Source organism: Escherichia sp. MOD1-EC6300 (assembly GCF_002965045.1).
GTDB classification, from domain to species: domain Bacteria; phylum Pseudomonadota; class Gammaproteobacteria; order Enterobacterales; family Enterobacteriaceae; genus Escherichia; species Escherichia coli_F.
This window is the reverse complement of the sequence record NZ_PTRH01000004.1, coordinates 387,215-409,203: the sequence shown is the minus strand read 5'-3', so window position 1 is coordinate 409,203 and position 21,989 is coordinate 387,215. Positions and strand designations below refer to the sequence as shown.

Genomic DNA, 21,989 nt, shown 5'->3' with positions numbered 1-21,989 from the left:
GCGACGTTTACGCCGTACATTTCACCAGACCGCGGTGATCAACTGGCGCGACACCGGCGTCAATACGCACTTTCGTTGTCACGCCATCCACACTGAAGCCCTCCATCTGATCAATATATGGCGTATCCACACCGTTGAGATAAGCCACTTCAATCGTATCGGAGCCTTTTGACGCAGCCAGGTAGAAGGTGGTCTGGCTGTTATCATCAAGACGAGGCTCTGCAATAACGGTCGCAAAATCTTTCACCGGGTTAATAATACCGGCGTTAATGTCAGCCCCCTTGACACTTGAGGAGCGAATGACCTGGTTAGCAACAGACTCCATCGCCGTCGGTACCAGTACGAACGCAGGACGAATATTCAGATGACGCTCCCCCTCTTTCTGAACGCGCATCAACTGGCGGGCTTTATCCAGCGATGCCACGTCCATTGCAGCGCTCTCCAGTACGTTTGCATGTTTCGCTTTATCGAACAGACTTACATTATCTGTGGAGATTTTCGGGTTAGACGTCAGAATGGCATAAACCAGATCGGCAATAGTGGATTTCGCCGCACGGCCCAGTTTCATCGGGACATCGGTCAGCATATTCAGATCATCATTGATAATGGCCTGACGGGTGATACTGAACAGCTCGCCATAGGTCGCCAGTGCAATAGTGGCCTGTTTATCTCCGGTGGTGACGTATTTATATTCCGCCCCTTCACGCACCTGACGCAGAGCACTGAAGCCCCCCATACCCACACGATGGGCAATTTTAAAATCAGACAACTGACCTTTCCGCGTCCACTGTTCATAGGTTTCAGGGGCATCTTCCCAGCCCTGCAGAATGGCTTTGTTCGCAACATCCAGCAGAATATTACCGAAGTCAGACGTACTGTGTGTGAACGCCGCACCGACCATCTGCATCGGGTTATAACCGGAAACCCCAATACCCCGTTCAGTTAGTGACATACGGGCATATTCACGCAGGGTCATCCCGTTGTAGACATTATCACGTTCGGTTTTTTCAAATCCGGCACGCGCCATCAGCGCCTGGCGAATCCCGTCCCCCACAAAATTACCGTTACCGGCATAAATATGAGCCGGGGTATTTTTATTGGATGGCGTGGACTCGCGCCCCATCTCGTTCAACAGCTTTTCACGGGCCTGCTCCAGCGAACATTCAGGATCGGCAAGACACTGGGCCTGCAGCGTCTGATAACGCCCGCCAAACATGGCAAACAGATCATTAATACCGTTTACACGCGCTTTTTGCTCTGCCAGTACCTGCGCACGGATACTGTTTTCATCCACCACGGGTGCTGCTGCCTGCACTGGCGTCCGGGAGGCTGCAGGTTCATCATCCTGTACGCGTGGAGCACTGTTGCGTGGCGGAGTAATCATGTTTCGAATGGATTCCGGCATCTTTTTAAATTCCTCTGTACGTTTTGACTGAATACATGCCATTGCCTTAACGGCTGGTGTCACCTGATCAGCAAATCCCTGTGCCAGACATTCGGCACCGGACATCCAGGTCTCATCCGCCAGCATGGCAGCAATTTCATCGGTGGTTTTCCCGGTTTTCTGTGCATAAGCGGGTAACAGAACCGCCTCAACTTTATCGAGCAGGTCGGCATAGGTGCGCATGTCCTCCGCATCACCGCCCGTAAATCCAAATGGTTTATGAATCATCATGAAGGAGTTTTCCGGCATAATGACCGGGTTTCCCACCATCGCAATGACCGACGCCATTGACGCCGCCACACCGTCGACATAAACGGTAATGGACGCACCATGTGTTTTCAGTGCATTAAAAATGGCGATGCCTTCAAAGACATCGCCACCCGGTGAATTAATATGGAGATTAATGTGGGTGATATCGCCCAGTGCATTCAGATCACTGATAAACTGCTTCGCCGTAACACCCCAGAAACCAATCTCGTCATAAATATAAATATCCGCGTCACTCTGGTGACCTGCCTGCATCCTGAACCAGGAATTATTCTTCGGACTGGTCGTCGGTGTGCTGCGGCTCCTGTCGTTTCGTTGCGGCACTGCTGCCTCCTTTATCACTGGCCGGATCGGTATCAAATACCAGATCCAGCTTGCGGTTTTCATCAATTTCGGCCTTGCGCCGACGTTTGACATCATCCGGATTACGACCACCTGCACGTACCCAGTCTGATTCTGTCGCCGCTCCACCACGAATCTGAATTTTCCAGGCCTCAGCCTCCTTAACAGGGTCAATCCACGGCATCACCGGTCCGGAATACACCGCGGTATACAGTGAAGATCGGTCCAGATCGCGGGGTAGCCTGATAACACCGGATGCCACAGCCTGTTTCAGCCAGGCACGGTACATCGGGCGGGTGACGGCACCAATAAACCAGTCCTGCAGGATCAGGTAGCCATCAGTAGACTCAACCAGTTCCTGACGCTGGGCGCTGTAAGTGCCGTTATAGTTGCGTGCCGTACTGGAAAAACTCAGACGACTGCCCGCCGCCACGGCACGCAACTGACCATTACGAAAAGTTTCAAGGTTAGGATTGGGACGATCCGACTTCACCATTCCGATTTCTTCGCCGGGTTTCAGATCGTCGTAAATAATGCCTGGCTGAATGGTAAGCTCGCGTTCATTCTCCTTGCTGCCATTACCATCCGATTCATAGCTTTGCCCGTCGCCTTTCCGGATGTACATCCCCAGAGCAGCGGCGATCCTTGCTGCAGTCAGCTCAGAATCTTCATACTCTTTCAGGGCACTGAGGCGGATCAGCACACCGGACAACAAAGACGTCCCGCGCATCTGGTGCAGACGGCGAACAAATTTAAGATGCAGCATTCGCTCTGCATCCACTTCTTTGGTTTCCATCTGCCGTCCGGATACAGGACGACTTTTATACACCAGATATTTTTCGGGACGCCCCCAGTCATCAACAAACACGCCCTGATTCAGCCTGTTGCTCTCATCACTGGTCATGGGAATAAAGTCTGGCTCGAGCGCCTCCAGCCAGAAATGAACACCGGCAGAAGGCGTCAGGCTGTTTATGCGCCCGGAAACCATCTGGGCAAACACCTCACCATCGCGCAGCCAGGTACGCAGCATCAGACGTTCCAGCATCGGACGGGTAAACTGCCCGGTGACTTCCGGGCTGACAGACCATTCACTCCATCGGGTGCGAATCTCCGCAGCTAGGTCACGGGCAATGGCCCCATTGCGTAATACCGGATGTGGCTCGACAATAATCCCGTTTTTCCCCACCACCCGTTCTTCCAGCTTGTCAAATACACCAATAACCAGATCGTGGTTGTTATCAAGGTAACGGGCCTGCTCACGTAACGACACGGCCCCGTACTGGCTTAACTGGTCGGCAGTTCGGTTCTCCCGTCGGGCTTTGTGTGTCCGCGTCGTTTTTACGGCCTCATAAGCCTGGATCACCGCACGGGAACGCAGCCTTGCCGCTTTCCATCCTGGTGAAAAAACGCCAATCACATCATCAAGAATTGCCATCAGAACCTCGCCAGCCGGTACCCGGGATGCCCCCGTCGTCGTGTAATCAGAGCCGCAAGGCGGCGCTCCCACTCCTGCCGTCCCTGCCGGATCTCAGATAAGTTTTCCATGGTCATCTGCTGACCATTAAAGGTGACGGATTTTCCGTCCAGCACCGCCATTTCAGCTTCCATATAACGCTGAATCATGGCTTCGATATCATTCTGGTTCATAACCATCCTCCGGAAGTCAGCCAGGGGTTAACATCGTCAGTTACTGTTTTCTTCCGTTTTTGTTTTTTAACAGGCGTGGATACCGGTTCCGGTGAGGATGACGGTTCGGTACTGTCCTGGACACACTCCAGCCAGGTTTCCCGGCTCGCCCACTCCGGTGCATCCGGCCAGCGGATCTTTTCGTATCCATGCAGAATGACCAGAGCTTCGGCATACACCATCAGGTCAAAAGCTTCGTTGGCACCGCGACCCGGCTTACTCCATTTCCCGTCACTGCTCCGCTCTTCATACGTCAGTTCGTCGTAAAACCAGCTCCCCAGCCAGTCAGGGAAATGCACATAGCCTGGACCTGGCGAGTTACGCCATAACGCGTTATTCACCCGGTCTTTCAGGGCATCCGTCTGAAGAAGCCAGAGCGGCACATCACCTGCGGCCTGCGCCCGGCGGCCCGTTCGTCCGGTGTTATCAGGGAATGTACGGCTGATCAGTTTTGCGCGCCGGATGCTGTCACCCTTAAACAGGTAAATACGTTTACCAAGGCCATCACGACGGCAACGACGCCAGAATTTATAGGCATTATCAGTGACCCCGTCTTCACCGCCGGAGTCCACCGCCATTGCCATCAGTCGCATTTGTTGAGAAGGATCGGAGGCCAGCGGCCAGCTTTTATGAAAAACATCCGTCAGCAGGACATCCCAGTCTTCCGGATAGCTGGCCGGATCAATTCGCTGGCTCTCCCCGTCGCAGTCACTGCGCAATGACTGCGTGATGTTGTAACGATCAATAATCCAGCGTTCGCCACGACTGCCATAGCCCGTTACCTGAACCACAAAACGGCGATGACGTCCCGCCTGCACATCCACTGTCGCCACAAGGAAATTAACGCCATCCGGCACACTGCGGGAAGGAACTGGCTCTGCCCGCTGCTCAAGCAGTTCACTTTTTCGTTGCTCCATGCTGGCACGAGGAAGATAAGGCAATCCCCAGTCGGTGTTGATAACCGCCCTGAGTGTTTCTTCGCTTCCTGTCGCTTCATACTCCTGTTCTGCAGTCAGTAATTTGTAAACCAGTTGCGCCCAGGTCTGATACGCAGCAGCTGGCCCTTCCATCCAGAAACTGGCGATACGGGAGCGGCGCGGTTCACCGGAAACGTTGCCGTTACGATCAATGACCTGACCTTCACGCAACCAGACTCCTGCACTATTGAGCTCACGCTTTTTCTCCGCAGTGATAATGCCGCTGCAGTGCGGGCAAAGTAGATACGCCGCCTCACTGGCTTTAAAGGGATCCGGTTCATTACGGTAGCCGGTCATGGCATCCATGGCTGGCTGAAAATATTCACCGCAGTGCGGACATGACCAGTACCAGCGGCGGCGGTCACCACGATTGTAAAGGGAAAGAATACCAGTCGTCGGTGGCGCTTCATGAGGCGACTTACGTCGCCATTTGCTGTCGCAGATGTCACGTCCCGGCGAGCTCTCCACCAGAGTCATCCCGGCGGACATAAATGTGGTGGTACGTTTTGAGGCCAGGGAGAAACCATCACCCTCGCTGTCGATATTCTCCGGAAAACGGTCGTAATCGGTTAAGGCGACAAACCGGTAATCCGACGACGACATAATGTTGACCGAGGGCCAACCAATTTTAAGGAACGAGCCATCCCTGAACGTCTTATCATGGACATTATTGTCGTTACGACGTGGACTCATTCTTTTCTTTACCGACGCACTGCTTCTGAACGTTCTGTCGAGGCGCTTTTTAGAATGCTCGCGGGCCTTATCTTCGGTCATCTGCACAACGAGCATGTCCGAAGGATCGCAAACGATGGTATAGACAATCCATCCATCGATCAGACCAATGGTCTTCCCTGTTCGCGCAGGACCAACAAAAATCACCGCATCGTATTCACGCGATGCCAGGCAGTTCATGGGCTCAATGATGTAGGGTGTCAGTTCAGGATCCCATGGCACCGAGTTACCAGCCCCCTTGGGAACACGCATGAATTTTTTAACAGCCTCCGAAATCGGCATGCGACGTGGTGGGGAAAATCCTGCCGATATGTCCCTTCCCAAATTTCGGGCTGATGAAAAACCCATTATTCCTCCTAGAGACTCTCTCCTTCCTCATCAGGAATTAATTCAGCAGCACAAGCCTCGTAGGATTTTTCCTGAAGAGTGTATCGCAGGTCATCAATGGCCTGCTGTACAACGCCGACGGCCTGAGGAGTCAGGGCGCAATCGCGTTCAAGAACATCCGGAATTGTCTCCAGAACCTGGACGACAGCCTTTCTCATGGACGAATAGACGATGACTACTTCATCAACGGGGATGAGTTTTCGCTGCTCCTTTTCCAGCTTGATCCTTTCATTTTCAGACTGGTACCAGTCCTTTCTCTCTTTCGGCTCCATACGGGATGGATCATGAACAGAGTCTGCTGCCTCATGCTTCACACTAAACAGGGCTGGCCCGACATGCTGCAGGGCGTAAACGGGGTTCCCCCTGACAGTCGCAGCCACAGGAGTGTTGGCCGCGAGGAGCCGTTTTTTTACTGTGTCCCGGTGAAGCCCAAAGGCCTCAGCGATTTTAAAAACACTCCAGTAATAAGCATCACCGATCCCGCTCACATTTGACATAAGCAACTCCATCTGGCAGGTGAAAATCATGTTTATTTATATATTTCAATTAATTGCAAACTGGTCTAATGACAGAGAGAAAAAAATATTGTACAGGTGAAAAGAGAAATAACTTTTAATTATCAATAAATTACCAAACATGCTGCCGCCGCCATGGAAATGCAAAAACTAGCCTTTTTCCGCGACGCTCCCGCCCCGTGGCAGGGGCCCCCACCGGGAGGACCCGACAGCCTGACAGCCTGACAGCCGTGACGAGCATCTGATACAGCGCTTTACATAATGGCATAGGAATAATTCAGAAGGACATCACAGCATGCCCACACAAATTAGTGTGAGTGTCCTGTTTCTTCCTACGCACAGGACTGACGAGCATGAGGGGAAAATATGCGAACCATAAATGCCTCATCTTCAGCAATGCAGCCGGCATCCGAACAGGACGATATTGTAAATTCACCTAATTACGAGGACATTGCAGTAGTTGAATTGCAGCTCTGTATTAGCCTGACAGTGACAGAATGCGATATTGACTCTGTCACAGGTGAAATAGTTTGAATGATTAGCAGTTATGGTGCTCAGTCAACCACCAGGGAATAATCCTTCGAATTCTTATCGTGCTTCACCAACGCTGCCTCAATTGCCCTGAATGCTTCCAGAGACACCTGATGTTCTATACATGCAATTACAACATCCGGGTAACTCATAGAAATGGTGCTATTAAGCATATTTTTTACACGAATCAGATCCAACGAGAGTTCATCAGCAGATTGTTCTTTATTCATTTTGTCGCTCCATGCGTTTGCTCGTCATCTAGCGGTTAAAATATTACTTCAAATCTTACTGCATAAAAGAGGAAAAGTATGAAAGTTTGAGTACATCGACCTTACATACATCTGTCGGTTGCATATCCCTCCTGGATGCCAGCAAGGCTCAATTTTGTTACGCAATCAACACTATTCATTAAAAACAGGCTTAATATTTGACATAAATCATCAACAAAACACAAAGAGGTCAGACCAGATTGAAACAATAAACACGATAATGCAAACTACGCGCCATCGTATCACATGGAAGGTTTACCAATGGCTCAGGCTGCCATTTTTAAAGAAATATTCGATCAAGTACGTAAAGATTTAAACTGTGAATTATTTTATTCTGAGCTAAAACGTCACAATATCTCACTTTATATTTACTATTTAGCCACAGATAATATTCACATTGTGTTAGAAAACGACAACATAGTGTTAGTAAAAGGACTCAAAAAGGTTGTAAATGTTAAATTCTCCAGAAACAAACATCTTATAGAGACCTCCTATAATAAGTTGAAATCAAAAGAAATCACATTTCAACAATACAGGGAAAATCTTGCTAAAGCAGGAGTTTTCCGATGGGTTACAAATATCCAGGAACACCAAAGATATTACTATGCCTTTGATAACTCATTACTATTTACTGAAAGCATCCAGAAAACTACACAGATCTTACCACGCTAAACCATAACGTCCGGCTTCTCTCACTCCTGAGCCGGACTGCATTGGTTTAATAAAAACCATCAACAATTGTGATTTAGATATTCGGAACCATTCAAATATAACAAAACCCCGTAAAAACGAGGTTTATGGATAAATTTTATTATTGAATACATCAGATTAAATTAATCTTGACATCATAGCTTTCAAGACCCGTCATTTTTTCCCGTGCGGTAAACTGAATACTGGTAACTTCTTTCCCGGTCTTTTTCTTAAGTTCAATAATTTTTTTTGTTATATATTCAGAAATATCTGCTTCTGCTTTTGTTTTTAAGTTTTCAATATTCATCATTTCCTCTTTTAGTCTGTTATGACTTTCCAGTTACACAGTAAGTCGATTATATGGTGCAAACGTGTAAAAGATAAGATGAAACATCGCAATAATCAACATACGATAGTCTAAATTTTACACAAACAGACAAAGAGAATTTTCCTGAATTATCAATACAATAGCATCAAATCAACTCAAGAGCCTTATTGCTGCTTCCAGAATTTCTTCTGAAGTAACATGTCGATCCGCGGCTACATAAATGACTTTATGATCTCCGGTCAGAGATGGAAACCCTGCGGCCATTACAGTAAGGTGTGTTTTTTCGCCATTTGGATATTCACGCATGATGGTGTTAACTCCAGTCATCGCTGGCACTACCACTGCTGGTTCAGAGTTAAAAAAAACTATGATTTTTTTCATGATGTTACCGTAGTATGTGAGTATCCATCGAATAGATACCAAGCAAAAAAGCTCCCGAAGGAGCCTTCATTTTCACTTTTTTAAATCCAACGACAGACGGCTGGCATTTAAGTATTGTGAAATATTATCAAATGTAATCATCATTGATTTACAAAAGATACATTTTGCCCCGAAAGGATTCATGTCAGAAACATCAAAAGATGATGTTCTATACTGGGAACCATGACAACACGGGCATCTAAAGTGAATATGGTTTGTAATATTGTCTACCTCAAAGCGCCACTACATGAACAGCGGCAGGGCCTTTAGGTCCGTTCTCAATACCAAATTCAACTTCCTGATTCTCAGTTAATGTTTTGAAATCGTTGCTCTGAATTGCTGAGAAATGGACAAACACATCTTTGCTGCCATCTTTCGGCGTGATGAAACCAAAACCTTTTTCAGGGTTAAACCATTTCACTAAACCAGTCATTTTGTTAGACATAATTATTACCTTTTGAAGAAATTAGCCCTTGGGCAGAATGGTCCGAAAAAAAATATCAGAGAGAAAAACCAACAAGGAAATCTCAAGAGGTACAAATAATAAAATTATAACAATGACTGCTTCAGATAAATTTGTAACAAACCAGAACACCATTAACGCATGATTAACCACCCATAGCAAGGATTACTTTTGTAAAGAAAAACACAGCAATGAAAGAATAGCTTTATTTATTAATAATAACGTGTCATTCTGATTAAGACCTTTTATCTTACCCTTAAGATTTCAGGAATTTTGGCTCATGGAAGAGTCCTTTTTATTTAAATTTTACATTCCGCGATGTAAATGTTCCGATTTAATATTACCCTACATTTGATGCTTTTTATCTCTTAAAGATTCATAGATCTGTTGACAAGTCACTCCTGCGATGTAGCGTTCGTCAGCAATTTCAGCATAAAGCTGAGCTTCTGCTGCAATATCTCCGAGCATGTTGGTGAGCATTCCTTCGGCGGTTTTGGTTGTTTTGCCTCTGACGGCAGCGGCAAGATCTGCGGTATGCTTCGCTGCGTCAAGGCGTATGGCATATTTTTTTGCTTCGGCACGCAACTGGTTAACACTATCAGACAGATAAGCAGCCCTGGCAGAAATTTCAGCAGATTTCTGTTGTGCATCTTTAACAGCCTCATCACGGGCTATAGTTCGCCCCTGTTCAATTATTCGAGCAGCAAATTGAGCATTTACCTCTTGTGATAATGCGGCAGCATCACGTTCCGCCCATTTTTTTTGCCATCCTCTGTCGCTCCAGACATTTCCGACGATAAATCCTGACAACACGAGAAAAATCACCATGAATATCTGATTCACTGTTCTATCCCCCAGCAGGTTAATGCGCTCTCCTGGTCACGACGAATAACCTGACCGTAACAGTTATTTGAACGAATGCGGCAATCGCGTCCGCCATCCTTAATCCACCAGCGAATCGCTTCGCATGCACCTTTACGATCACCAGCATTCAGCCGCTTATAAAACGTCGACGGGAAACACTTACCGGGGCCAATGTTATAGGGACAAAATGACGCGATACCCGCTTTTTGTGGTTCGGTCAGTGGTACTTTAATATTGCGCTCCACCCATGCCAGCGCCTTATCACGCTCAATGGCGTTGACCTGGTCGCATTTTTCCTTCGACAGTTTCATATTGGGAAAAACGGTTTTTCCATCCACCACTGTGGCACCCCGACAGATGGTCCATATGCCAGAACCATCGCGGTATGCCATTGTGTGGTTACCTTCTTTTTCGTCCAGAAACTGGTCAAGTATCTGAGGAGCAGATGCGCCAGCACCAATCAGCGCCAGAACGGCAGCCGACAGGCCGTATCTGATTTTTGTGTTCATATATATTTATGATGAGGACGCTCGTGCTTATTGGCAGGATTTTCAATCTTAAAGGAGTACTGATGCTGCAGATAAGACTCAACTTTTTCTGACAATTTTTCTGCTACTTCCAGGAAGACTTGCCGGACGCTCCTTCTGGCTGCTGCCTCATAAAACTCCAGCGCAGCTCCTTCAACACGGTCCATGGCGACATCCAGGTCAAAAATTTCACCGTCAAAGCGTTCTTTGTCCTGTAAGGCTACAGTTACCGTAACTTTATTCTCAAAATTACGGACTCCTTTCACGACCAGTTCATAGTCTTGAGTCATTGGATTACTCTCCTCTCGCAGCCTTACGCCTGTCTTCTTTAATCTTGAAATAAAGATTTGTCAGATACGTCAGCAGGCCAAAAACCAGGCTACCCAGCACACCGATTGCAGCCCACTGTGACGGAGTTACTTTATCGAGTAACTGCAATGCCCAGAAACCAGCATTACCCGCCGATGTGCCATAGGCAACACCTGTTGTTAACTTATCCATTGATTTCATATCCTCACCCCGATGTACACGGATGGTGCAATATGTTTGAAAAGATCGGAGTCTACGGGGTAGTTTTGACAGCACACGCTGTTCTCAACGGCGCTAAAGAAACATACACATTAAAAATGTGAGTAATTATTTTGAAAGAAAGTCATATATAAAATAATAATACGAGAAATGTTTTCATATTTAGTGTACTGTATACGGCCATTTATACAGGAAAAGCCTATGTCAGAACGTAAAGACTCAAAATCACGCCGTAATTATCTCGTTAAATGTTCCTGCCCAAACTGCACCCAAGAGTCAGAACACAGTTTTTCAAGAGTACAAAAAGGTGCCCTTTTGATCTGCCCTCATTGCAACAAAGTATTCCAGACAAATCTTAAAGCTGTAGCCTGATTGATTTTATTAGTAACAAGTATTTTTTATATTTTAATAATATATTTAAAGCAGATAATAAAAAACCCGCCTGAGCGGGTTTGAGATTGTGGTGCTTTTTGTGGGAGTCATCCACTTACGCACTTTGTTTTGCCATGCCAGCAGTTAGCTTCTGCTGTAAAACTATTCATGCAGCAAACCTGCACTTCACCACAATGGTTAGCATACTTTTCCTGATTAAGATTTTGCCAAATATGCTGGCCATTGTTTCATGTATTGGACCTCCTTAATTTTTATTAAAGAAATCCAATATTCACTACTCTGTCCGTATCTCTACTCAGGCATCAGCCTTCTTCGTTATCGTATACAGACGAGCGATGAATTTTAATCAGTAATGATGACATTTGCTGCTGCAGGACCTTTAGCACCACTCTCTATAGAGAAGGTAACCTTTTGACCTTCAAATAAGGTTCGATAATTATCATTCTGAATCGCAGAAAAATGCACAAACACATCTTTACTACCATCAACAGGAGAAATAAAGCCGAAACCTTTATCAGCGTTAAACCATTTTACTAAACCAGTCATTTTATTTGACATTCTACATTCCTTAACTTGAGCCTTTCGGCATAAATGGTTTGCATAACAGAAACGACTTCGTACTTAATTGGAGAGACTCAAAGAAGGAATAAGTGAATAACACCTGAAATGAGAACTGCTTTAGTAAACTACTTCGTATATCGTCTGTTCTTCAAACCGACGCAATCATTAACGCATAGTTGAACATATGAAGCAATGTTTATTTTAGACATCCAGCCATCTTCAACCCCATCAAAAAACTATAGCTTTCTTCAGGAACGTGTGTATAGTGCGCCAAGTTATCAGTATTAAGGAATTTTTTTGTCCCGTAAAATGACAGGAATTGTCAAAACCTTTGACGGCAAAAGCGGCAAGGGTCTTATCACCCCATCCGATGGTCGTATCGATGTCCAGCTTCATGTTTCAGCGCTCAATCTCCGCGATGCAGAAGAAATTACCACCGGATTACGCGTGGAATTTTGCCGGATAAATGGTCTGCGTGGCCCTTCAGCTGCCAATGTTTACCTTTCATGAGCTATATTAAAGCTTTAATTTCAGGCCCCATCGGATCACACATGGAGAGTTTTTATGAATAACCCCGTCTGTCTTGATGACTGGTTGATTGGCTTTAAAAGCTTATGCTGTACTTTGGCCGTAATAGCTCTGCTAATAATATAATAAGCAGACTCATTGTGTTTAGGGGCATTGTACTGGAAGAAAACATTTTAAACATCAGGCAAATAACCAAGTCACCAGCTAAATAATAAGTTAACAGACATGAGTCCCGGGATGAGATTCAACATTACCATTGCCCCATTTAAAGCACAAAACCCGCTCATCAGCGGGTTTTCTACTTTTTCTTAACGTCGGGTATACAAAGCCCATCGTTGAAAAAATTTTATCCATATTTTTTGAAAAATGCAAACATCATGTCGCCATCTTCAGCAAAAATCATTTATCTCGTCACCTTCCTCAATTGCGCTTCCGCGTATGCTTCTTCCTGCCAGCACTTTGTTACCAGTTTACCAATGACGTCCGCATACCCCTTATACCACTGATAATCGGTCAGGTCTGGTACCAGCTTCTGGACATGACGTCGTGCCAGCGTGGTCGGTAAACGACTAAACCGGTTTCCATTACAACGCCCACAAATCTTATATACCGGTACGCCATGAAACCGGGTTCTTTTTTCATCCAGAACAATCCCTTTACCCTTACACCCTCTGCACGCTGTGCTGGCTTCGCCCTTACCATGGCAATGCTGACATAGTTCCTTCACCCATTCTTCCTTGATTACAGATTCCCCGCGTCTGTAGTGTTTCACCACTTCGCGCAATACATTATAAAATCCCGTACCTGAACAATGCTCACAGCGAGCCTTACTTGCCGCAGACCTGGAGTAATCAGCAAAGGCAAAACTCACGAGGTAAGGAATAATCTGTAACCGGATTTCTTCACTCAATTTGTTCAATGTCGGGTTATCCAGTGCCATCGCGTAATTTAGCAGGCCTTCAATCGCAAACTGAGGGTCCTGAACACCAACTTTTGCCAGAAATAAGGCCAACCCAAGTGGTGCTTTCGACTGCACCATCCCCTGCGCTGCCATTACATCCGTAATTGTTAAACAACCGGTGCCTGTCGCTGGAGCGTCATCGCTCAATTTTGGAGATTTTGGGGAGTAATATTTTGGTAAGGCTTCAAGGTTCATGCTCGTTCTCCACTTACGCCAGTACGCCAATTGCCAGCGCGCGATCGATAAAACGAAATATCAGCTCCAGTTGGGAGCCATACTTCTCTTCAAATGCCACTGTATCCGTATGCAGCTCGTTGTGATGCTTTCTGCACAAAGGCAACACAAAGAGATCATGTGCTTTTGTTCCCATTCCGCCCTGCCCGTGACCAATCAGATGATGCGGATCGTCGGCTGGCATACCGCAGCAAGCACACGGCTGTGTCTTAACCCAACGTGTGTATTTCTCCTTAACCCAGCGGCGACGTTTAGGCAGCTTCATGAAAGATTCCGGAGACTCTGGATCAACGGTGATGCTTACCACCGTCTTTTCCTGTGGTAGTTTTTGTTGCTGGTGGGCGTAAGGCAACGGTGCAAGATTTTTTGTGCGTTGTTTCAATATGCTGGTGGCGGTCTGCTCTCCCGGTACGATGTCGCTTTCGCGGTACACCGAGCAGATTTTTTCCGCTGGTAATCCCAGCGAACGACGCGATACAGCCTCAGGTAGTGCATCCACCACCTGATTGCAGACCGCCCACCAGGATAATTCAGCCAAAGATAATTCCCGCTCCTGCGTACCGCTTATTGCGTGACGGATGACGTCAATCACCCATGCTGTCAGATTTTGTTGAGCAAGCAGCTCCAGTGATTCCGATGTCTGGTCACGCAGTTGGTTGTCGCAGTGCCAACACAACACCATTGCGCCGGTACCATAACGGTGAATGACTGTTTCAGTGTGATGGTAATCGCCATTAGGCCACTGGCAGGATGTAACATGACGTAATAGCCAGTCAGACAATGAGCCAACGCCGCCAGCAGCACGAATCACCCGTTCGTTACTAAAAAACGGCAGCAATGTTTTGTCTTCCGCCAGCGGCTGGCCAACGGCAGGAACGACCCCGGACGGCAGATTACGCATGCTTTTCGGTTCCGGCTCCACCAGTAACCGGGTATTGTGGAATACCGGCATGGATTCACGGCCCGGCTTAACGATCACCAGCCCGAGTTCCGGTACCAGAACAGGTCGAAGTAATACCCGCACGTTACCTCCAGATGCGTTGCTGGAATGTGTGGGACGGACGCGGTGGGCGTTCGGAGTAAGGCAATCTGACTGAGATTATCCAGTGACGGTAGTCGAGGCTAAGGGCTTTTTTAACCTCGTATCCGCGCCTGCGGTAACACTGAATTATCCATTCAGCCTGCTCTTCAGTGCATGGTGGATGCTGGAACCAGTCCGATTTGAATGCATGAAAACGCCGTCCGCACCTGCTGGCAAAGACGGCAGAATCATCAGAATTGTGTAATTTGGTATCGTGCGCCATCGGTTGTCTCTGCTGGCGCAGCAGGTGCCAGTTGTTCAGGCTGGCGTATAAAGTATAAATAAACTGGTTCCAGTGTAAAGCCCCTACATTAATGGAATAAAAGTCAAACAACAGATTATTGGGATAAACACAACGCTTATTATTAAAAGCGATTAGATAAATTAAATTTTAATGTTATGCAATTTTACCAGATCACCATAACATCTCGTTTGAAACCACCGAAACAACAACCATATCAATATTGATTATGTTAAAGTGAGTAAATATGGAAAACAACAAATCTGCACATTACGCTCCTTTTTTATCTGTGATACTTTTTGTTTTATGCTGTGTGTGGGCATTATTTTTATAAAAATATTTACAGATAAAATAAACCCGCCGAAGCGGGTTAAGTGCGGGTGCATTGAGGATGCCTGACACATCAGAGGTGGCGAGGGATTTCTCCCTCGCCAAGTCTCTTACTCCTCAGGTTCGTAGACTGTGAAGACAGCGACCTCCGTCTGGCCGGTTCGGATTCGTACCTCGCAGAGGTCTTTCCTCGTTACCAGTGCCGTCACTATGACGGTTAAACAGATGACGATCAGGGCGATTAACATCGCCTTTTGCTGCTTCATAGCCTGCTTCTCCTTGCCTTTCGGCACGTAAGAGGCTAACCTAGATTTGCCGTTCATAGATTGAGCCTCAGATTAATGTTAAGCGTCTTGCAGGACGCGTAATGTTAACTGGGGCTTTTCTCTATCTGCCTTTGGTGTTCATGCCTGAGACAGATAGCCTCAAGCACCCGCAGCCATTCTACTTAACTCCCGTCACCTGGCCAATATAAAATCAATCAGAAAGGCGATCCATAAGAACAACAGCAAGACAATAAATTGCCATTACAGCTGCAATAGCCAGCGCACATTTGAGAACCAGCACGACAACCTCCTGTATTGGACGTACACCAGTCCTGATAAATATGAGGCTCTCTCATCATTGATGAGATACAACTATTGGGTATAGTTTCTGTGATTTTGTTCTGTAGAAATGGAACACAACAACCAGTAACCACCAGCGATTCTTTAAATACGCCAAATCCGACGCAAGCTAACCTTCTAGTCCGCTTTGGGCGAAGACCGGACGTTCGATAGGTGTGAACTAGTAACTTTAAAAACATTTAATTACCAGTAAAAAAACAAGAATATACTATCACTTTTCCAATTTTTAATTACCCTTATCAATTTTAAGAAATACATTTCCAATCTCATCAGAATAATCCTGTATTATTTTTGAAATGACGGCATGATCAATGGTTGGTTTTAAGAATAAAAGTGTCACAGTAATCTGCATCAAACTAATAGCAGTAGCATGGGCTGGATCAGCCATTCCTGAATCACTTTGCCCGACCAATAATATATCATCACCAGTTTCACAGAGACCAAGCCTATTTCTCATTGCCTTGGAACCGGTGTGTACATTCTGACTCGCCCACTTATAATAAGGGCGCATGTGTTCTAACTGAACATCTTTCTCAATAGCTCCAAACCCCACTTTATTATGGTTAGGGAAAATATAAGATGCCCACCCATAATTATCTGCATATTTTTTGCCGTATTTTTTTATTAATAGATCAAATTGAACTTTGCACTCAGCTATTTCTTCAATAGTTGGACCTTTTGCTTCTAACCGGTGCTCGTACTTTTTGTGTTCCAACATTCCAGTATATGAATCAACCACTTCATGGTAGTAAAAGCGCTCAGCACACTCTTTTCCATGCTTTGCTATAAACATAGCTGTGGCTGCTACCTCATGAAGTGCTCGCCATCTCGCTTGGGCAGCATCTGCAAATCCATTCTTTAAGAGACACAAAATTTCGTTGGCGATGTGGCAAGCTCTTGCGTGATGCCGAACGACTAAATCAAAAACCACATCCTCTTCAGAGGCAGCTTGTGGTCTATAAGAACGATTGAACTCTTCACCGGACTCCGTGCATATCACTATAAGTGTTTCGAGCAAATCAAAAGCCTCTGCCCATCTTGAAATATTTCTCTCAACAAATTCATCACAAAGAGAACGATGTTCTCTAAGCATTGCATTGGCCGAGCCAATAAGAGATTTTTTAACGACAATGACTATTTTGGGAATTAGGTTATTAATTTCTTTTTCGATATCAGCGTCACCAGATAAATCAAGTCTCTCTTTTAAAAGGCTGTCTATGTGCTCAAGCAAAATATTATGAAAAGTATCCATGTCATATCTCAATAAGTTTTAAATCCATGTGGCACACCCATAATATAAAAATAAACAGCATGCCAGTCTAAGTCTGGCTATTTGTATATCATATCACCTGAAACATTGACAGATGTAACCCACCAAAATATTATCAATGACCACTCTTGGCACAAAGCGAACAACCACGCTAGCTCTACCTTGTGCCATGAAAATGTCAATGCATATCTGAACTAATGCCCTTTAATCTAGTAACGTCTAAAATACCTAACATTTCCCTGATAAAATGCCATAATGCGCTGCATAACTTCGCTCTTCCGGCACTCGCGACAGATTATGTTTAGACAACTATCGTAGCGACGTATTTCTCCGTCAGGTAATGACCAGATAAGGTCCGGATCAACCGCAGATGGTTTCTTCAGCTTTGCCCTTGAGAGCTTTTTACGGGCATTTTGCCAGTCCTTACGCTCCTGTTCAGACGGGAATAACCCGTAACCAGAGTTGTATACATCGCCACTGGCAACCAGCTCTCTGGCCAGAACGCTCATCAGATATCTTGTTGCCCCAGTTTTAGTTTCCAGTTGTCGTAACGTCTCGCGCCCACTCTGGCGTACGAGTTCAACAACCTGCCCTTTAATTTTTTCCCGCTCTTCTTGTGTAAAAACTTTTGCCACAAGCCCTCCTGAAAATTACCTCATGACCAGAAATTAACACTTACCCCCTGAAGCCCGGCGGAATTTCGTTATCCGGTTCAGAAATATGATTCACACAACGCTGGTTGTTCGTGCCGCTTACCGGGAGCAACCAGGGGTTCTCAAAATTCCGGTCCGGTCCAAAAAACGTCGTCGCTCGCTGAACAAATTCCGTTCCCGTTTTCCCGGTAGCCGCCAAGTATCTTGCGTAACGCCTCACGCCATCCAGCATGGCCTCTGGTGGCACCCCCTCGCGTAATCTGGCCTTCCAGGCACTGAAAGCGGATTTCTTCGGGTTTGCTCCGGCACGCAACGGGTACTCCCGCCAGACCTGTTCGAACACATCCGGATAATCCACTCGTCCCACAGACAGCCCGGTGTTTTCCGGGACTACCCGATCGGCTTCCCGCTGAATGGCGGAATCGGCTTCAGGCTGCTGCAGTTGGTGTGATTGTTCCGGCCTTTGGGTCATCACCTGCTGCACAGCGCCCGAATCGGGTTTCAGCGCATACGCTGAATCGGCTTCCGGTGTCGTGCCTGCTGGCTGACCAGGATTGACGGTCTGAACATCCCCTGCCTGGTTCGTAGCGTTTTTTACGCCATGGACCATAGTGTTTTGATCTTCTTGATCTGTATCTTTATCTGTATCTTTATCTGTCGTGACTCGTCGTGACATGTGCGTGACATTTCGTGATGCGCCGTGACAATCGCCATTTTGTTCCCGCTTTCTTTCCCTCTCTCGCTGCGCCCTCTTGCGCTCTGCAGGAGATTTTGCGGTTTGCGAAATATTGCCGTTGTCCTCTTTAAGCACCTGGCGTTTTTCCCATCCAGTGATTAAATCACCATCAAGTACCCGCCCCTGCATCGTCTGCAAAATTGAATCAATTACCTCTTCTGTCACGTCGAGCGCACTTGCCAAATCTTCTGTCGTGACATCAATGTGACCTCGCGTGACATTTCGTGACGCGCTCACCAGGAGGTGGATATACACTGCCATCACTGTTGCAATTGGCTGCCCTGACACCCTGGCAATTGTTCGCCACTTAGGGTCATTTGGCATGTCATGCCATAATCTGAGCCAGGCGTTAGCCATACTCACCTCTTCTGATACCGAATCTTTTTACTCACGAGTTGCCGGAAGCGATTCGATATGGCTATTATCACTCAATGCACTGCCACAGCATTTCCTGCCGGGCCACCACGGTTCATCTGATTGAAACCGGCGATTGCCACTGCGACAAAATCATCAGCGTCTCTCACCAGTCGCTCCCGCGTCTCCACCAGCTCCCGAAAATAAGCTGAACTGTGGCTGCGCATTCTGGCCACCAGCAAAGGTGGCATTGCCTTTTCGATCGCTGGTAACAACGCCTGAATTTTTTCAACTGCATCAGGGGTGTCTTTCTCTACCCAGCGGAAAATTTTCTGGGTATTGCGAGCCAGGGCTTCCGGATGGCTGTCGTCATGCAGTTCTGGGAACGTCATACCCAGTTCAAAATAAGCCCTGGTTATTTCAGCTGCCGGAACTTTTTCACCGTCCGGATGCGCCCAGGCATTCATCGCCATGCGGATGTGTTCATGCTTGATTTTCATGAATCAAGCTCCTAGAAAGTGGTTGTGTTAACGTTTTGGTATCTTCCAGCTCGGGCCAAATATTCATCCAATCAAAAGGCCTTAGTTGCTGACGTGTAACTTCACCATTACTGGCTCGCTCAATAAGGACACATAACGATGCCCCTAACACTTGACCTTTACTCAATGCCTTTCTTAGATAACCGATGCTGGTACCACACTCGCATGCAAACATACGCTGTTCATCTGACGAAAGAGAATTGAGAAATATTCTTAATTCTTCCATAGCTACTCCTTAGTAAACACAGCAAAGAATACCTACAGGTAAACAAAAGTCAATACCCACAGGTTGTTTACCTTGCAGTAATCGCATCTATTATTTACCTATGGACAAATATGAATTTAGACGACAGCAACTCATCAAAATTCGTGATGAGAAATGCGATGGTAAAGCGGTTAACGTGGCCAGAAAGATCGGGCGCGAGCCTTCTTATGTATCAAGAATGTTGTACCCAGAGGGGAAAAAGGGAAAAAAACGGATCGCTGATGATATGGTGGAGATTATCGAAGAGTCCTTTGGGTTACCCCGGGGATGGATGGATGGTATCGTTTCATCATCAACGAACACAGCCTCCAGTTATGAAACAAGGGTTCTAACGCCACGACAACGTATTTTTTTAGATCTCTTAGACGAACTGCCAGAAAGTGAAGCGGATAACTTATTAAAAACTCTTGAAGAGAAAAAACAGTATTACAATATGATCTACGAAGAAATCCGTAAAAAGAAAGCACAAAACGCATCATAGCTCACCAAACAACTAGTCACCAGTTAAGACACTGCAAAAAGTTACCCATGGGTATTTACTTTTTAAATACCTATGGGTATCCTTCTTTTCATACCAACTCACCCCGCTCCACAGAATGCAGGGCAATACTTCGAGTTACCAGGCAGTGGTCAGGGGTTAAGTAGCCAGCCCGAGGCGTAAGAACATGACGGCAGGGTACAACTTTAATAACTATGCAGCAGGTTTTTGTTCCGCTACCCCGGCGTTAAGGGGAAATGAGGTCAGCATGGATACTATCAATCTTGGCAACAGCGAATCTCTGGTATGTGGCGTGTTCCCCAACCAGGACGGTACGTTCACCGCAATGACGTATACCAAAAGCAAAACGTTTAAAACCGAATCTGGAGCGCGTCGCTGGCTGGAAAGAAATTCAGGTGGGTGATATGGATTTCGACACAATCATGGAAAAGGCTTACGAAGAATACTTCGAAAGCCTTGCCGAAGGCGAAGAAGCTCACAGCTTCAACGAATTTAAACAGGCGCTTTCCAGTTCGGCAAAATCTAATGGCTGATAAGCGAAACAGCACCGCGAGGAATCAGTATGCAGAAACGAGAACCCGTCATCATCGCGCCAGACTATACCAATGATGAACTTTATGAGTGGATGCACCAGAAAATTAATGCAGCGCAGGATCTGAAATGGGCTAATGAAGTCAGGGCTAAGCAGGCTGAAAATCTGTCCTCTCTGGAGCAGGATATCACCAATCTGGAAAAAGCAGCGGCATTAACCATTGCCAGAATGATTACATACCCGCGTTAATAGCTAACCAACGAAGCTAAGGTTGGTAATTAAGGAGTTCTCCACGGGTAAGGTGGAGTGCTTGCGCCGGACACGGGTGAGCATCCGGCACTGACAGTTTACTGAAAGGATATTTCCCTGAAAAGTCAGACCATAACGCGAAAGCGCACGGCGAGGTAGCTGGTTCATAGATAGCCTGTCGTTAAATTTTCGTCGACCGTGCGCTTCCGGTTGTGGCAATCCGCGAAATGGCGCGGCGGTAAGTATGGCGGGGTTATTCCTTCCCCCGTTGAGGACACCGGGTTGTCAGGTTGACCATACGCTTAAGTGACAACCCCGCTGCAACGCCCTCTGTTATCAATTTTCTGGTGACGTTTGGCGGTATCAGTTTTACTCCGTGACTGCTCTGCCGCCCTTTTTAAAGTGAATTTTGTGATGCGGTGAATGCGGCTGAGCGCACGCGGAACAGTTAAAACCAAAAACAGTGTTATGGGTGGATTCTCTGTATCCGGCGTTAATTGTTAACTGGTTAACGTCACCTGGAAGCACCAGGCACCGCATCACAAAATTCATTGTTGAGGACGCGATAATGGAAACGTTATTACCAAACGTTAATACGTCTGAAGGTTGTTTTGAAATTGGTGTCACTATCAGTAACCCTGTATTTACTGAAGATGCCATTAACAAGAGAAAACACGAACGGGAGCTATTAAATAAAATATGCATTCTTTCAATGTTGGCCCGTTTACGTCCGATACAAAAAGGATGCTGGCAATGAATACAGCATTTGCACTTGTTCTGACAGTTTTTCTTGTTTCCGGAGAGCCAGTTGATATTGCAGTCAGTGTTCACAGGACAATGCAGGAGTGTGTGACTGCAGCAACCGAACAGAAAATTCCCGGTAACTGTTACCCGGTCGATAAAGTTATTCACCAGGATAATAACGAAATCCCGGCAGGTCTTTAAAACAGTTCCGTAATAAACATCC

General features: G+C 46.4%; 36 protein-coding genes. 10 read left to right on the top strand and 26 right to left on the bottom strand.

The window, feature by feature from the left end; genetic code table 11:
- Positions 1-7: 7 nt before the first annotated feature.
- From BGE37_RS09440 to BGE37_RS09415, 6 genes are all read right to left on the bottom strand, one after another.
- A complete protein-coding gene (locus BGE37_RS09440; protein ID WP_001136587.1) occupies positions 8-2,035 on the bottom strand; it encodes a ClpP-like prohead protease/major capsid protein fusion protein in 2,028 nt (675 codons plus the stop codon).
- Positions 1,980-3,488: a phage portal protein gene (locus BGE37_RS09435; protein WP_097759025.1), complete on the bottom strand. Its 1,509-nt coding sequence runs from the start codon at positions 3,486-3,488 to the stop codon at positions 1,980-1,982. Before BGE37_RS09435 ends, BGE37_RS09440 begins: the two co-directional genes overlap by 56 nt.
- Positions 3,488-3,700, bottom strand: a complete 213-nt coding sequence (locus BGE37_RS09430) for a hypothetical protein (protein WP_001072973.1) — start codon at positions 3,698-3,700, stop codon at positions 3,488-3,490. Before BGE37_RS09430 ends, BGE37_RS09435 begins: the two co-directional genes overlap by 1 nt.
- A complete protein-coding gene (locus BGE37_RS09425; protein ID WP_105287965.1) occupies positions 3,697-5,796 on the bottom strand; it encodes a phage terminase large subunit family protein in 2,100 nt (699 codons plus the stop codon). The genes BGE37_RS09430 and BGE37_RS09425 overlap by 4 nt, the downstream gene beginning before the upstream one ends.
- A gap of 8 nt (positions 5,797-5,804) precedes the next feature.
- Positions 5,805-6,332 (bottom strand): DUF1441 family protein, encoded by a 528-nt coding sequence (locus tag BGE37_RS09420; protein ID WP_001389340.1) that lies wholly within the window; start codon positions 6,330-6,332, stop codon positions 5,805-5,807.
- A gap of 572 nt (positions 6,333-6,904) precedes the next feature.
- Positions 6,905-7,111, bottom strand: coding sequence for a hypothetical protein (locus BGE37_RS09415; RefSeq protein ID WP_001031431.1), 207 nt, complete (start codon positions 7,109-7,111; stop codon positions 6,905-6,907).
- Positions 7,112-7,411: 300 nt separating this feature from the next.
- On the opposite strand from BGE37_RS09415, the gene BGE37_RS09405 reads away from it, so the two are divergent.
- Positions 7,412-7,822 (top strand): DUF1398 family protein, encoded by a 411-nt coding sequence (locus BGE37_RS09405; protein WP_000035574.1) that lies wholly within the window; start codon positions 7,412-7,414, stop codon positions 7,820-7,822.
- Between the two features lie 151 nt (positions 7,823-7,973).
- On the opposite strand, the gene BGE37_RS09400 is transcribed toward BGE37_RS09405, so the two are convergent.
- The 9 genes from BGE37_RS09400 to essD form a co-directional block, all read right to left on the bottom strand.
- Positions 7,974-8,147: a GnsA/GnsB family addiction module toxin gene (locus tag BGE37_RS09400; protein ID WP_001019606.1), complete on the bottom strand. Its 174-nt coding sequence runs from the start codon at positions 8,145-8,147 to the stop codon at positions 7,974-7,976.
- Between the two features lie 171 nt (positions 8,148-8,318).
- The gene (gene ynfN, locus BGE37_RS25135) at positions 8,319-8,549 is read right to left on the bottom strand and encodes a protein YnfN (RefSeq protein ID WP_000720962.1); all 231 of its coding nucleotides are present in this window, start codon (positions 8,547-8,549) and stop codon (positions 8,319-8,321) included.
- 4 nt (positions 8,550-8,553) lie between these two features.
- On the bottom strand, positions 8,554-8,619 hold the full coding sequence (gene ynfR / locus BGE37_RS25130) for a small protein YnfR (RefSeq protein WP_122134696.1): 66 nt from the start codon (positions 8,617-8,619) through the stop codon (positions 8,554-8,556).
- Positions 8,620-8,621: 2 nt separating this feature from the next.
- Positions 8,622-8,810: a cold shock small protein YmcF gene (gene ymcF / locus BGE37_RS09390; protein ID WP_071524604.1), complete on the bottom strand. Its 189-nt coding sequence runs from the start codon at positions 8,808-8,810 to the stop codon at positions 8,622-8,624.
- Positions 8,811-8,820: 10 nt separating this feature from the next.
- The gene (gene cspI / locus BGE37_RS09385; protein ID WP_000066495.1) at positions 8,821-9,033 is read right to left on the bottom strand and encodes a cold shock protein CspI; all 213 of its coding nucleotides are present in this window, start codon (positions 9,031-9,033) and stop codon (positions 8,821-8,823) included.
- A gap of 363 nt (positions 9,034-9,396) precedes the next feature.
- Positions 9,397-9,894, bottom strand: coding sequence for a DUF2514 domain-containing protein (locus tag BGE37_RS09380; RefSeq protein WP_001071769.1), 498 nt, complete (start codon positions 9,892-9,894; stop codon positions 9,397-9,399).
- Entirely contained in the window at positions 9,891-10,424 is a 534-nt protein-coding gene (locus BGE37_RS09375; protein ID WP_001092971.1) for a lysozyme, read from the bottom strand. Before BGE37_RS09375 ends, BGE37_RS09380 begins: the two co-directional genes overlap by 4 nt.
- Positions 10,421-10,732 carry a YdfR family protein gene (locus tag BGE37_RS09370; RefSeq protein WP_000189915.1) on the bottom strand — a complete coding sequence of 104 codons (312 nt, stop codon included), beginning with the start codon at positions 10,730-10,732 and terminating at the stop codon, positions 10,421-10,423. The genes BGE37_RS09375 and BGE37_RS09370 overlap by 4 nt, the downstream gene beginning before the upstream one ends.
- Positions 10,733-10,736: 4 nt before the next feature.
- A complete protein-coding gene (essD, locus tag BGE37_RS09365) occupies positions 10,737-10,952 on the bottom strand; it encodes a phage lysis protein EssD (RefSeq protein WP_000839590.1) in 216 nt (71 codons plus the stop codon).
- A 219-nt stretch (positions 10,953-11,171) separates the two neighbouring features.
- Between essD and ynfU the strand changes: the two genes are divergently transcribed.
- Entirely contained in the window at positions 11,172-11,342 is a 171-nt protein-coding gene (gene ynfU, locus BGE37_RS25575; RefSeq protein WP_001405948.1) for a putative zinc-binding protein YnfU, read from the top strand.
- Positions 11,343-11,705: 363 nt separating this feature from the next.
- Here the strand turns inward: ynfU and cspB are convergent, their stop codons facing one another.
- A complete protein-coding gene (gene cspB / locus BGE37_RS09360) occupies positions 11,706-11,921 on the bottom strand; it encodes a cold shock-like protein CspB (RefSeq protein ID WP_000066484.1) in 216 nt (71 codons plus the stop codon).
- Positions 11,922-12,221: 300 nt separating this feature from the next.
- On the opposite strand from cspB, the gene cspF reads away from it, so the two are divergent.
- Positions 12,222-12,434, top strand: a complete 213-nt coding sequence (cspF, locus tag BGE37_RS09355) for a cold shock-like protein CspF (RefSeq protein WP_000087756.1) — start codon at positions 12,222-12,224, stop codon at positions 12,432-12,434.
- 54 nt (positions 12,435-12,488) lie between these two features.
- Positions 12,489-12,578, top strand: a complete 90-nt coding sequence (locus BGE37_RS25125) for a hypothetical protein (protein WP_120795389.1) — start codon at positions 12,489-12,491, stop codon at positions 12,576-12,578.
- Between the two features lie 277 nt (positions 12,579-12,855).
- Here the strand turns inward: BGE37_RS25125 and BGE37_RS09350 are convergent, their stop codons facing one another.
- From BGE37_RS09350 to BGE37_RS09305, 9 genes are all read right to left on the bottom strand, one after another.
- Positions 12,856-13,608, bottom strand: coding sequence for an antitermination protein Q (locus tag BGE37_RS09350; RefSeq protein ID WP_001047135.1), 753 nt, complete (start codon positions 13,606-13,608; stop codon positions 12,856-12,858).
- A 13-nt stretch (positions 13,609-13,621) separates the two neighbouring features.
- On the bottom strand, positions 13,622-14,671 hold the full coding sequence (locus tag BGE37_RS09345; protein ID WP_105287964.1) for a DUF968 domain-containing protein: 1,050 nt from the start codon (positions 14,669-14,671) through the stop codon (positions 13,622-13,624).
- A 1-nt stretch (position 14,672) separates the two neighbouring features.
- The gene (locus BGE37_RS09340; protein WP_001332495.1) at positions 14,673-14,951 is read right to left on the bottom strand and encodes a hypothetical protein; all 279 of its coding nucleotides are present in this window, start codon (positions 14,949-14,951) and stop codon (positions 14,673-14,675) included.
- Between the two features lie 458 nt (positions 14,952-15,409).
- Positions 15,410-15,565: a type I toxin-antitoxin system toxin HokD gene (hokD, locus tag BGE37_RS09335; protein ID WP_000813256.1), complete on the bottom strand. Its 156-nt coding sequence runs from the start codon at positions 15,563-15,565 to the stop codon at positions 15,410-15,412.
- Between the two features lie 586 nt (positions 15,566-16,151).
- The gene (locus BGE37_RS09325) at positions 16,152-17,177 is read right to left on the bottom strand and encodes a DUF5677 domain-containing protein (protein ID WP_105287963.1); all 1,026 of its coding nucleotides are present in this window, start codon (positions 17,175-17,177) and stop codon (positions 16,152-16,154) included.
- Positions 17,178-17,404: 227 nt separating this feature from the next.
- Positions 17,405-17,830 carry a DUF977 family protein gene (locus tag BGE37_RS09320; protein ID WP_105287962.1) on the bottom strand — a complete coding sequence of 142 codons (426 nt, stop codon included), beginning with the start codon at positions 17,828-17,830 and terminating at the stop codon, positions 17,405-17,407.
- A 40-nt stretch (positions 17,831-17,870) separates the two neighbouring features.
- On the bottom strand, positions 17,871-18,941 hold the full coding sequence (locus BGE37_RS09315; protein ID WP_105287961.1) for a phage replisome organizer: 1,071 nt from the start codon (positions 18,939-18,941) through the stop codon (positions 17,871-17,873).
- A gap of 71 nt (positions 18,942-19,012) precedes the next feature.
- Positions 19,013-19,438 carry a toxin YdaT family protein gene (locus BGE37_RS09310; RefSeq protein WP_000693832.1) on the bottom strand — a complete coding sequence of 142 codons (426 nt, stop codon included), beginning with the start codon at positions 19,436-19,438 and terminating at the stop codon, positions 19,013-19,015.
- Complete coding sequence (locus BGE37_RS09305; protein WP_000391950.1) at positions 19,422-19,703, bottom strand: transcriptional regulator; 282 nt, start codon at positions 19,701-19,703, stop codon at positions 19,422-19,424. The genes BGE37_RS09310 and BGE37_RS09305 overlap by 17 nt, the downstream gene beginning before the upstream one ends.
- Before the next feature lie 100 nt (positions 19,704-19,803).
- Here BGE37_RS09305 and BGE37_RS09300 point away from each other — a divergent pair, with 100 nt between their 5' ends.
- The 4 genes from BGE37_RS09300 (at position 19,804) to ydfC (ending at position 21,022) form a co-directional block, all read left to right on the top strand.
- Positions 19,804-20,223 (top strand): hypothetical protein, encoded by a 420-nt coding sequence (locus BGE37_RS09300; protein WP_000362155.1) that lies wholly within the window; start codon positions 19,804-19,806, stop codon positions 20,221-20,223.
- A gap of 265 nt (positions 20,224-20,488) precedes the next feature.
- Positions 20,489-20,644, top strand: coding sequence for a DUF1391 family protein (locus BGE37_RS09295; protein ID WP_001384640.1), 156 nt, complete (start codon positions 20,489-20,491; stop codon positions 20,642-20,644).
- Position 20,645: 1 nt separating this feature from the next.
- On the top strand, positions 20,646-20,774 hold the full coding sequence (locus BGE37_RS25820) for a hypothetical protein (protein WP_105287960.1): 129 nt from the start codon (positions 20,646-20,648) through the stop codon (positions 20,772-20,774).
- A gap of 29 nt (positions 20,775-20,803) precedes the next feature.
- Complete coding sequence (gene ydfC, locus BGE37_RS09285; RefSeq protein ID WP_001171966.1) at positions 20,804-21,022, top strand: protein YdfC; 219 nt, start codon at positions 20,804-20,806, stop codon at positions 21,020-21,022.
- A 3-nt stretch (positions 21,023-21,025) separates the two neighbouring features.
- Here the strand turns inward: ydfC and BGE37_RS09280 are convergent, their stop codons facing one another.
- Positions 21,026-21,190, bottom strand: a complete 165-nt coding sequence (locus BGE37_RS09280) for a hypothetical protein (RefSeq protein ID WP_001700701.1) — start codon at positions 21,188-21,190, stop codon at positions 21,026-21,028.
- A gap of 400 nt (positions 21,191-21,590) precedes the next feature.
- Between BGE37_RS09280 and dicB the strand changes: the two genes are divergently transcribed.
- Together dicB and BGE37_RS09270 are read left to right on the top strand one after the other, a co-directional pair.
- Positions 21,591-21,779 carry a cell division inhibition protein DicB gene (dicB, locus tag BGE37_RS09275; RefSeq protein WP_000449192.1) on the top strand — a complete coding sequence of 63 codons (189 nt, stop codon included), beginning with the start codon at positions 21,591-21,593 and terminating at the stop codon, positions 21,777-21,779.
- Complete coding sequence (locus tag BGE37_RS09270) at positions 21,776-21,967, top strand: DUF1482 family protein (protein ID WP_001090200.1); 192 nt, start codon at positions 21,776-21,778, stop codon at positions 21,965-21,967. Before dicB ends, BGE37_RS09270 begins: the two co-directional genes overlap by 4 nt.
- The last annotated feature ends 22 nt before the right edge of the window (positions 21,968-21,989 follow it).

Coding starts and splice junctions, on each gene's coding strand:
- BGE37_RS09435 (WP_097759025.1), bottom strand. CDS start 3,488: ATGGCAATTCTTGATGATGTGATTGGCGTTTTTTCACCAGGATGGAAA.
- BGE37_RS09430 (WP_001072973.1), bottom strand. CDS start 3,700: ATGAACCAGAATGATATCGAAGCCATGATTCAGCGTTATATGGAAGCT.
- BGE37_RS09425 (WP_105287965.1), bottom strand. CDS start 5,796: ATGGGTTTTTCATCAGCCCGAAATTTGGGAAGGGACATATCGGCAGGA.
- BGE37_RS09420 (WP_001389340.1), bottom strand. CDS start 6,332: ATGTCAAATGTGAGCGGGATCGGTGATGCTTATTACTGGAGTGTTTTT.
- BGE37_RS09415 (WP_001031431.1), bottom strand. CDS start 7,111: ATGAATAAAGAACAATCTGCTGATGAACTCTCGTTGGATCTGATTCGT.
- BGE37_RS09405 (WP_000035574.1), top strand. CDS start 7,412: ATGGCTCAGGCTGCCATTTTTAAAGAAATATTCGATCAAGTACGTAAA.
- BGE37_RS09400 (WP_001019606.1), bottom strand. CDS start 8,147: ATGAATATTGAAAACTTAAAAACAAAAGCAGAAGCAGATATTTCTGAA.
- ynfN (WP_000720962.1), bottom strand. CDS start 8,549: ATGAAAAAAATCATAGTTTTTTTTAACTCTGAACCAGCAGTGGTAGTG.
- cspI (WP_000066495.1), bottom strand. CDS start 9,033: ATGTCTAACAAAATGACTGGTTTAGTGAAATGGTTTAACCCTGAAAAA.
- BGE37_RS09375 (WP_001092971.1), bottom strand. CDS start 10,424: ATGAACACAAAAATCAGATACGGCCTGTCGGCTGCCGTTCTGGCGCTG.
- BGE37_RS09370 (WP_000189915.1), bottom strand. CDS start 10,732: ATGACTCAAGACTATGAACTGGTCGTGAAAGGAGTCCGTAATTTTGAG.
- essD (WP_000839590.1), bottom strand. CDS start 10,952: ATGAAATCAATGGATAAGTTAACAACAGGTGTTGCCTATGGCACATCG.
- ynfU (WP_001405948.1), top strand. CDS start 11,172: ATGTCAGAACGTAAAGACTCAAAATCACGCCGTAATTATCTCGTTAAA.
- cspB (WP_000066484.1), bottom strand. CDS start 11,921: ATGTCAAATAAAATGACTGGTTTAGTAAAATGGTTTAACGCTGATAAA.
- BGE37_RS25125 (WP_120795389.1), top strand. CDS start 12,489: ATGAATAACCCCGTCTGTCTTGATGACTGGTTGATTGGCTTTAAAAGC.
- BGE37_RS09350 (WP_001047135.1), bottom strand. CDS start 13,608: ATGAACCTTGAAGCCTTACCAAAATATTACTCCCCAAAATCTCCAAAA.
- BGE37_RS09340 (WP_001332495.1), bottom strand. CDS start 14,951: ATGGCGCACGATACCAAATTACACAATTCTGATGATTCTGCCGTCTTT.
- hokD (WP_000813256.1), bottom strand. CDS start 15,565: ATGAAGCAGCAAAAGGCGATGTTAATCGCCCTGATCGTCATCTGTTTA.
- BGE37_RS09325 (WP_105287963.1), bottom strand. CDS start 17,177: ATGGATACTTTTCATAATATTTTGCTTGAGCACATAGACAGCCTTTTA.
- BGE37_RS09315 (WP_105287961.1), bottom strand. CDS start 18,941: ATGGCTAACGCCTGGCTCAGATTATGGCATGACATGCCAAATGACCCT.
- BGE37_RS09310 (WP_000693832.1), bottom strand. CDS start 19,438: ATGAAAATCAAGCATGAACACATCCGCATGGCGATGAATGCCTGGGCG.
- BGE37_RS09305 (WP_000391950.1), bottom strand. CDS start 19,703: ATGGAAGAATTAAGAATATTTCTCAATTCTCTTTCGTCAGATGAACAG.
- BGE37_RS09300 (WP_000362155.1), top strand. CDS start 19,804: ATGGACAAATATGAATTTAGACGACAGCAACTCATCAAAATTCGTGAT.
- BGE37_RS09295 (WP_001384640.1), top strand. CDS start 20,489: ATGGATACTATCAATCTTGGCAACAGCGAATCTCTGGTATGTGGCGTG.
- BGE37_RS25820 (WP_105287960.1), top strand. CDS start 20,646: ATGGATTTCGACACAATCATGGAAAAGGCTTACGAAGAATACTTCGAA.
- ydfC (WP_001171966.1), top strand. CDS start 20,804: ATGCAGAAACGAGAACCCGTCATCATCGCGCCAGACTATACCAATGAT.
- BGE37_RS09280 (WP_001700701.1), bottom strand. CDS start 21,190: ATGAACCAGCTACCTCGCCGTGCGCTTTCGCGTTATGGTCTGACTTTT.
- dicB (WP_000449192.1), top strand. CDS start 21,591: ATGGAAACGTTATTACCAAACGTTAATACGTCTGAAGGTTGTTTTGAA.
- BGE37_RS09270 (WP_001090200.1), top strand. CDS start 21,776: ATGAATACAGCATTTGCACTTGTTCTGACAGTTTTTCTTGTTTCCGGA.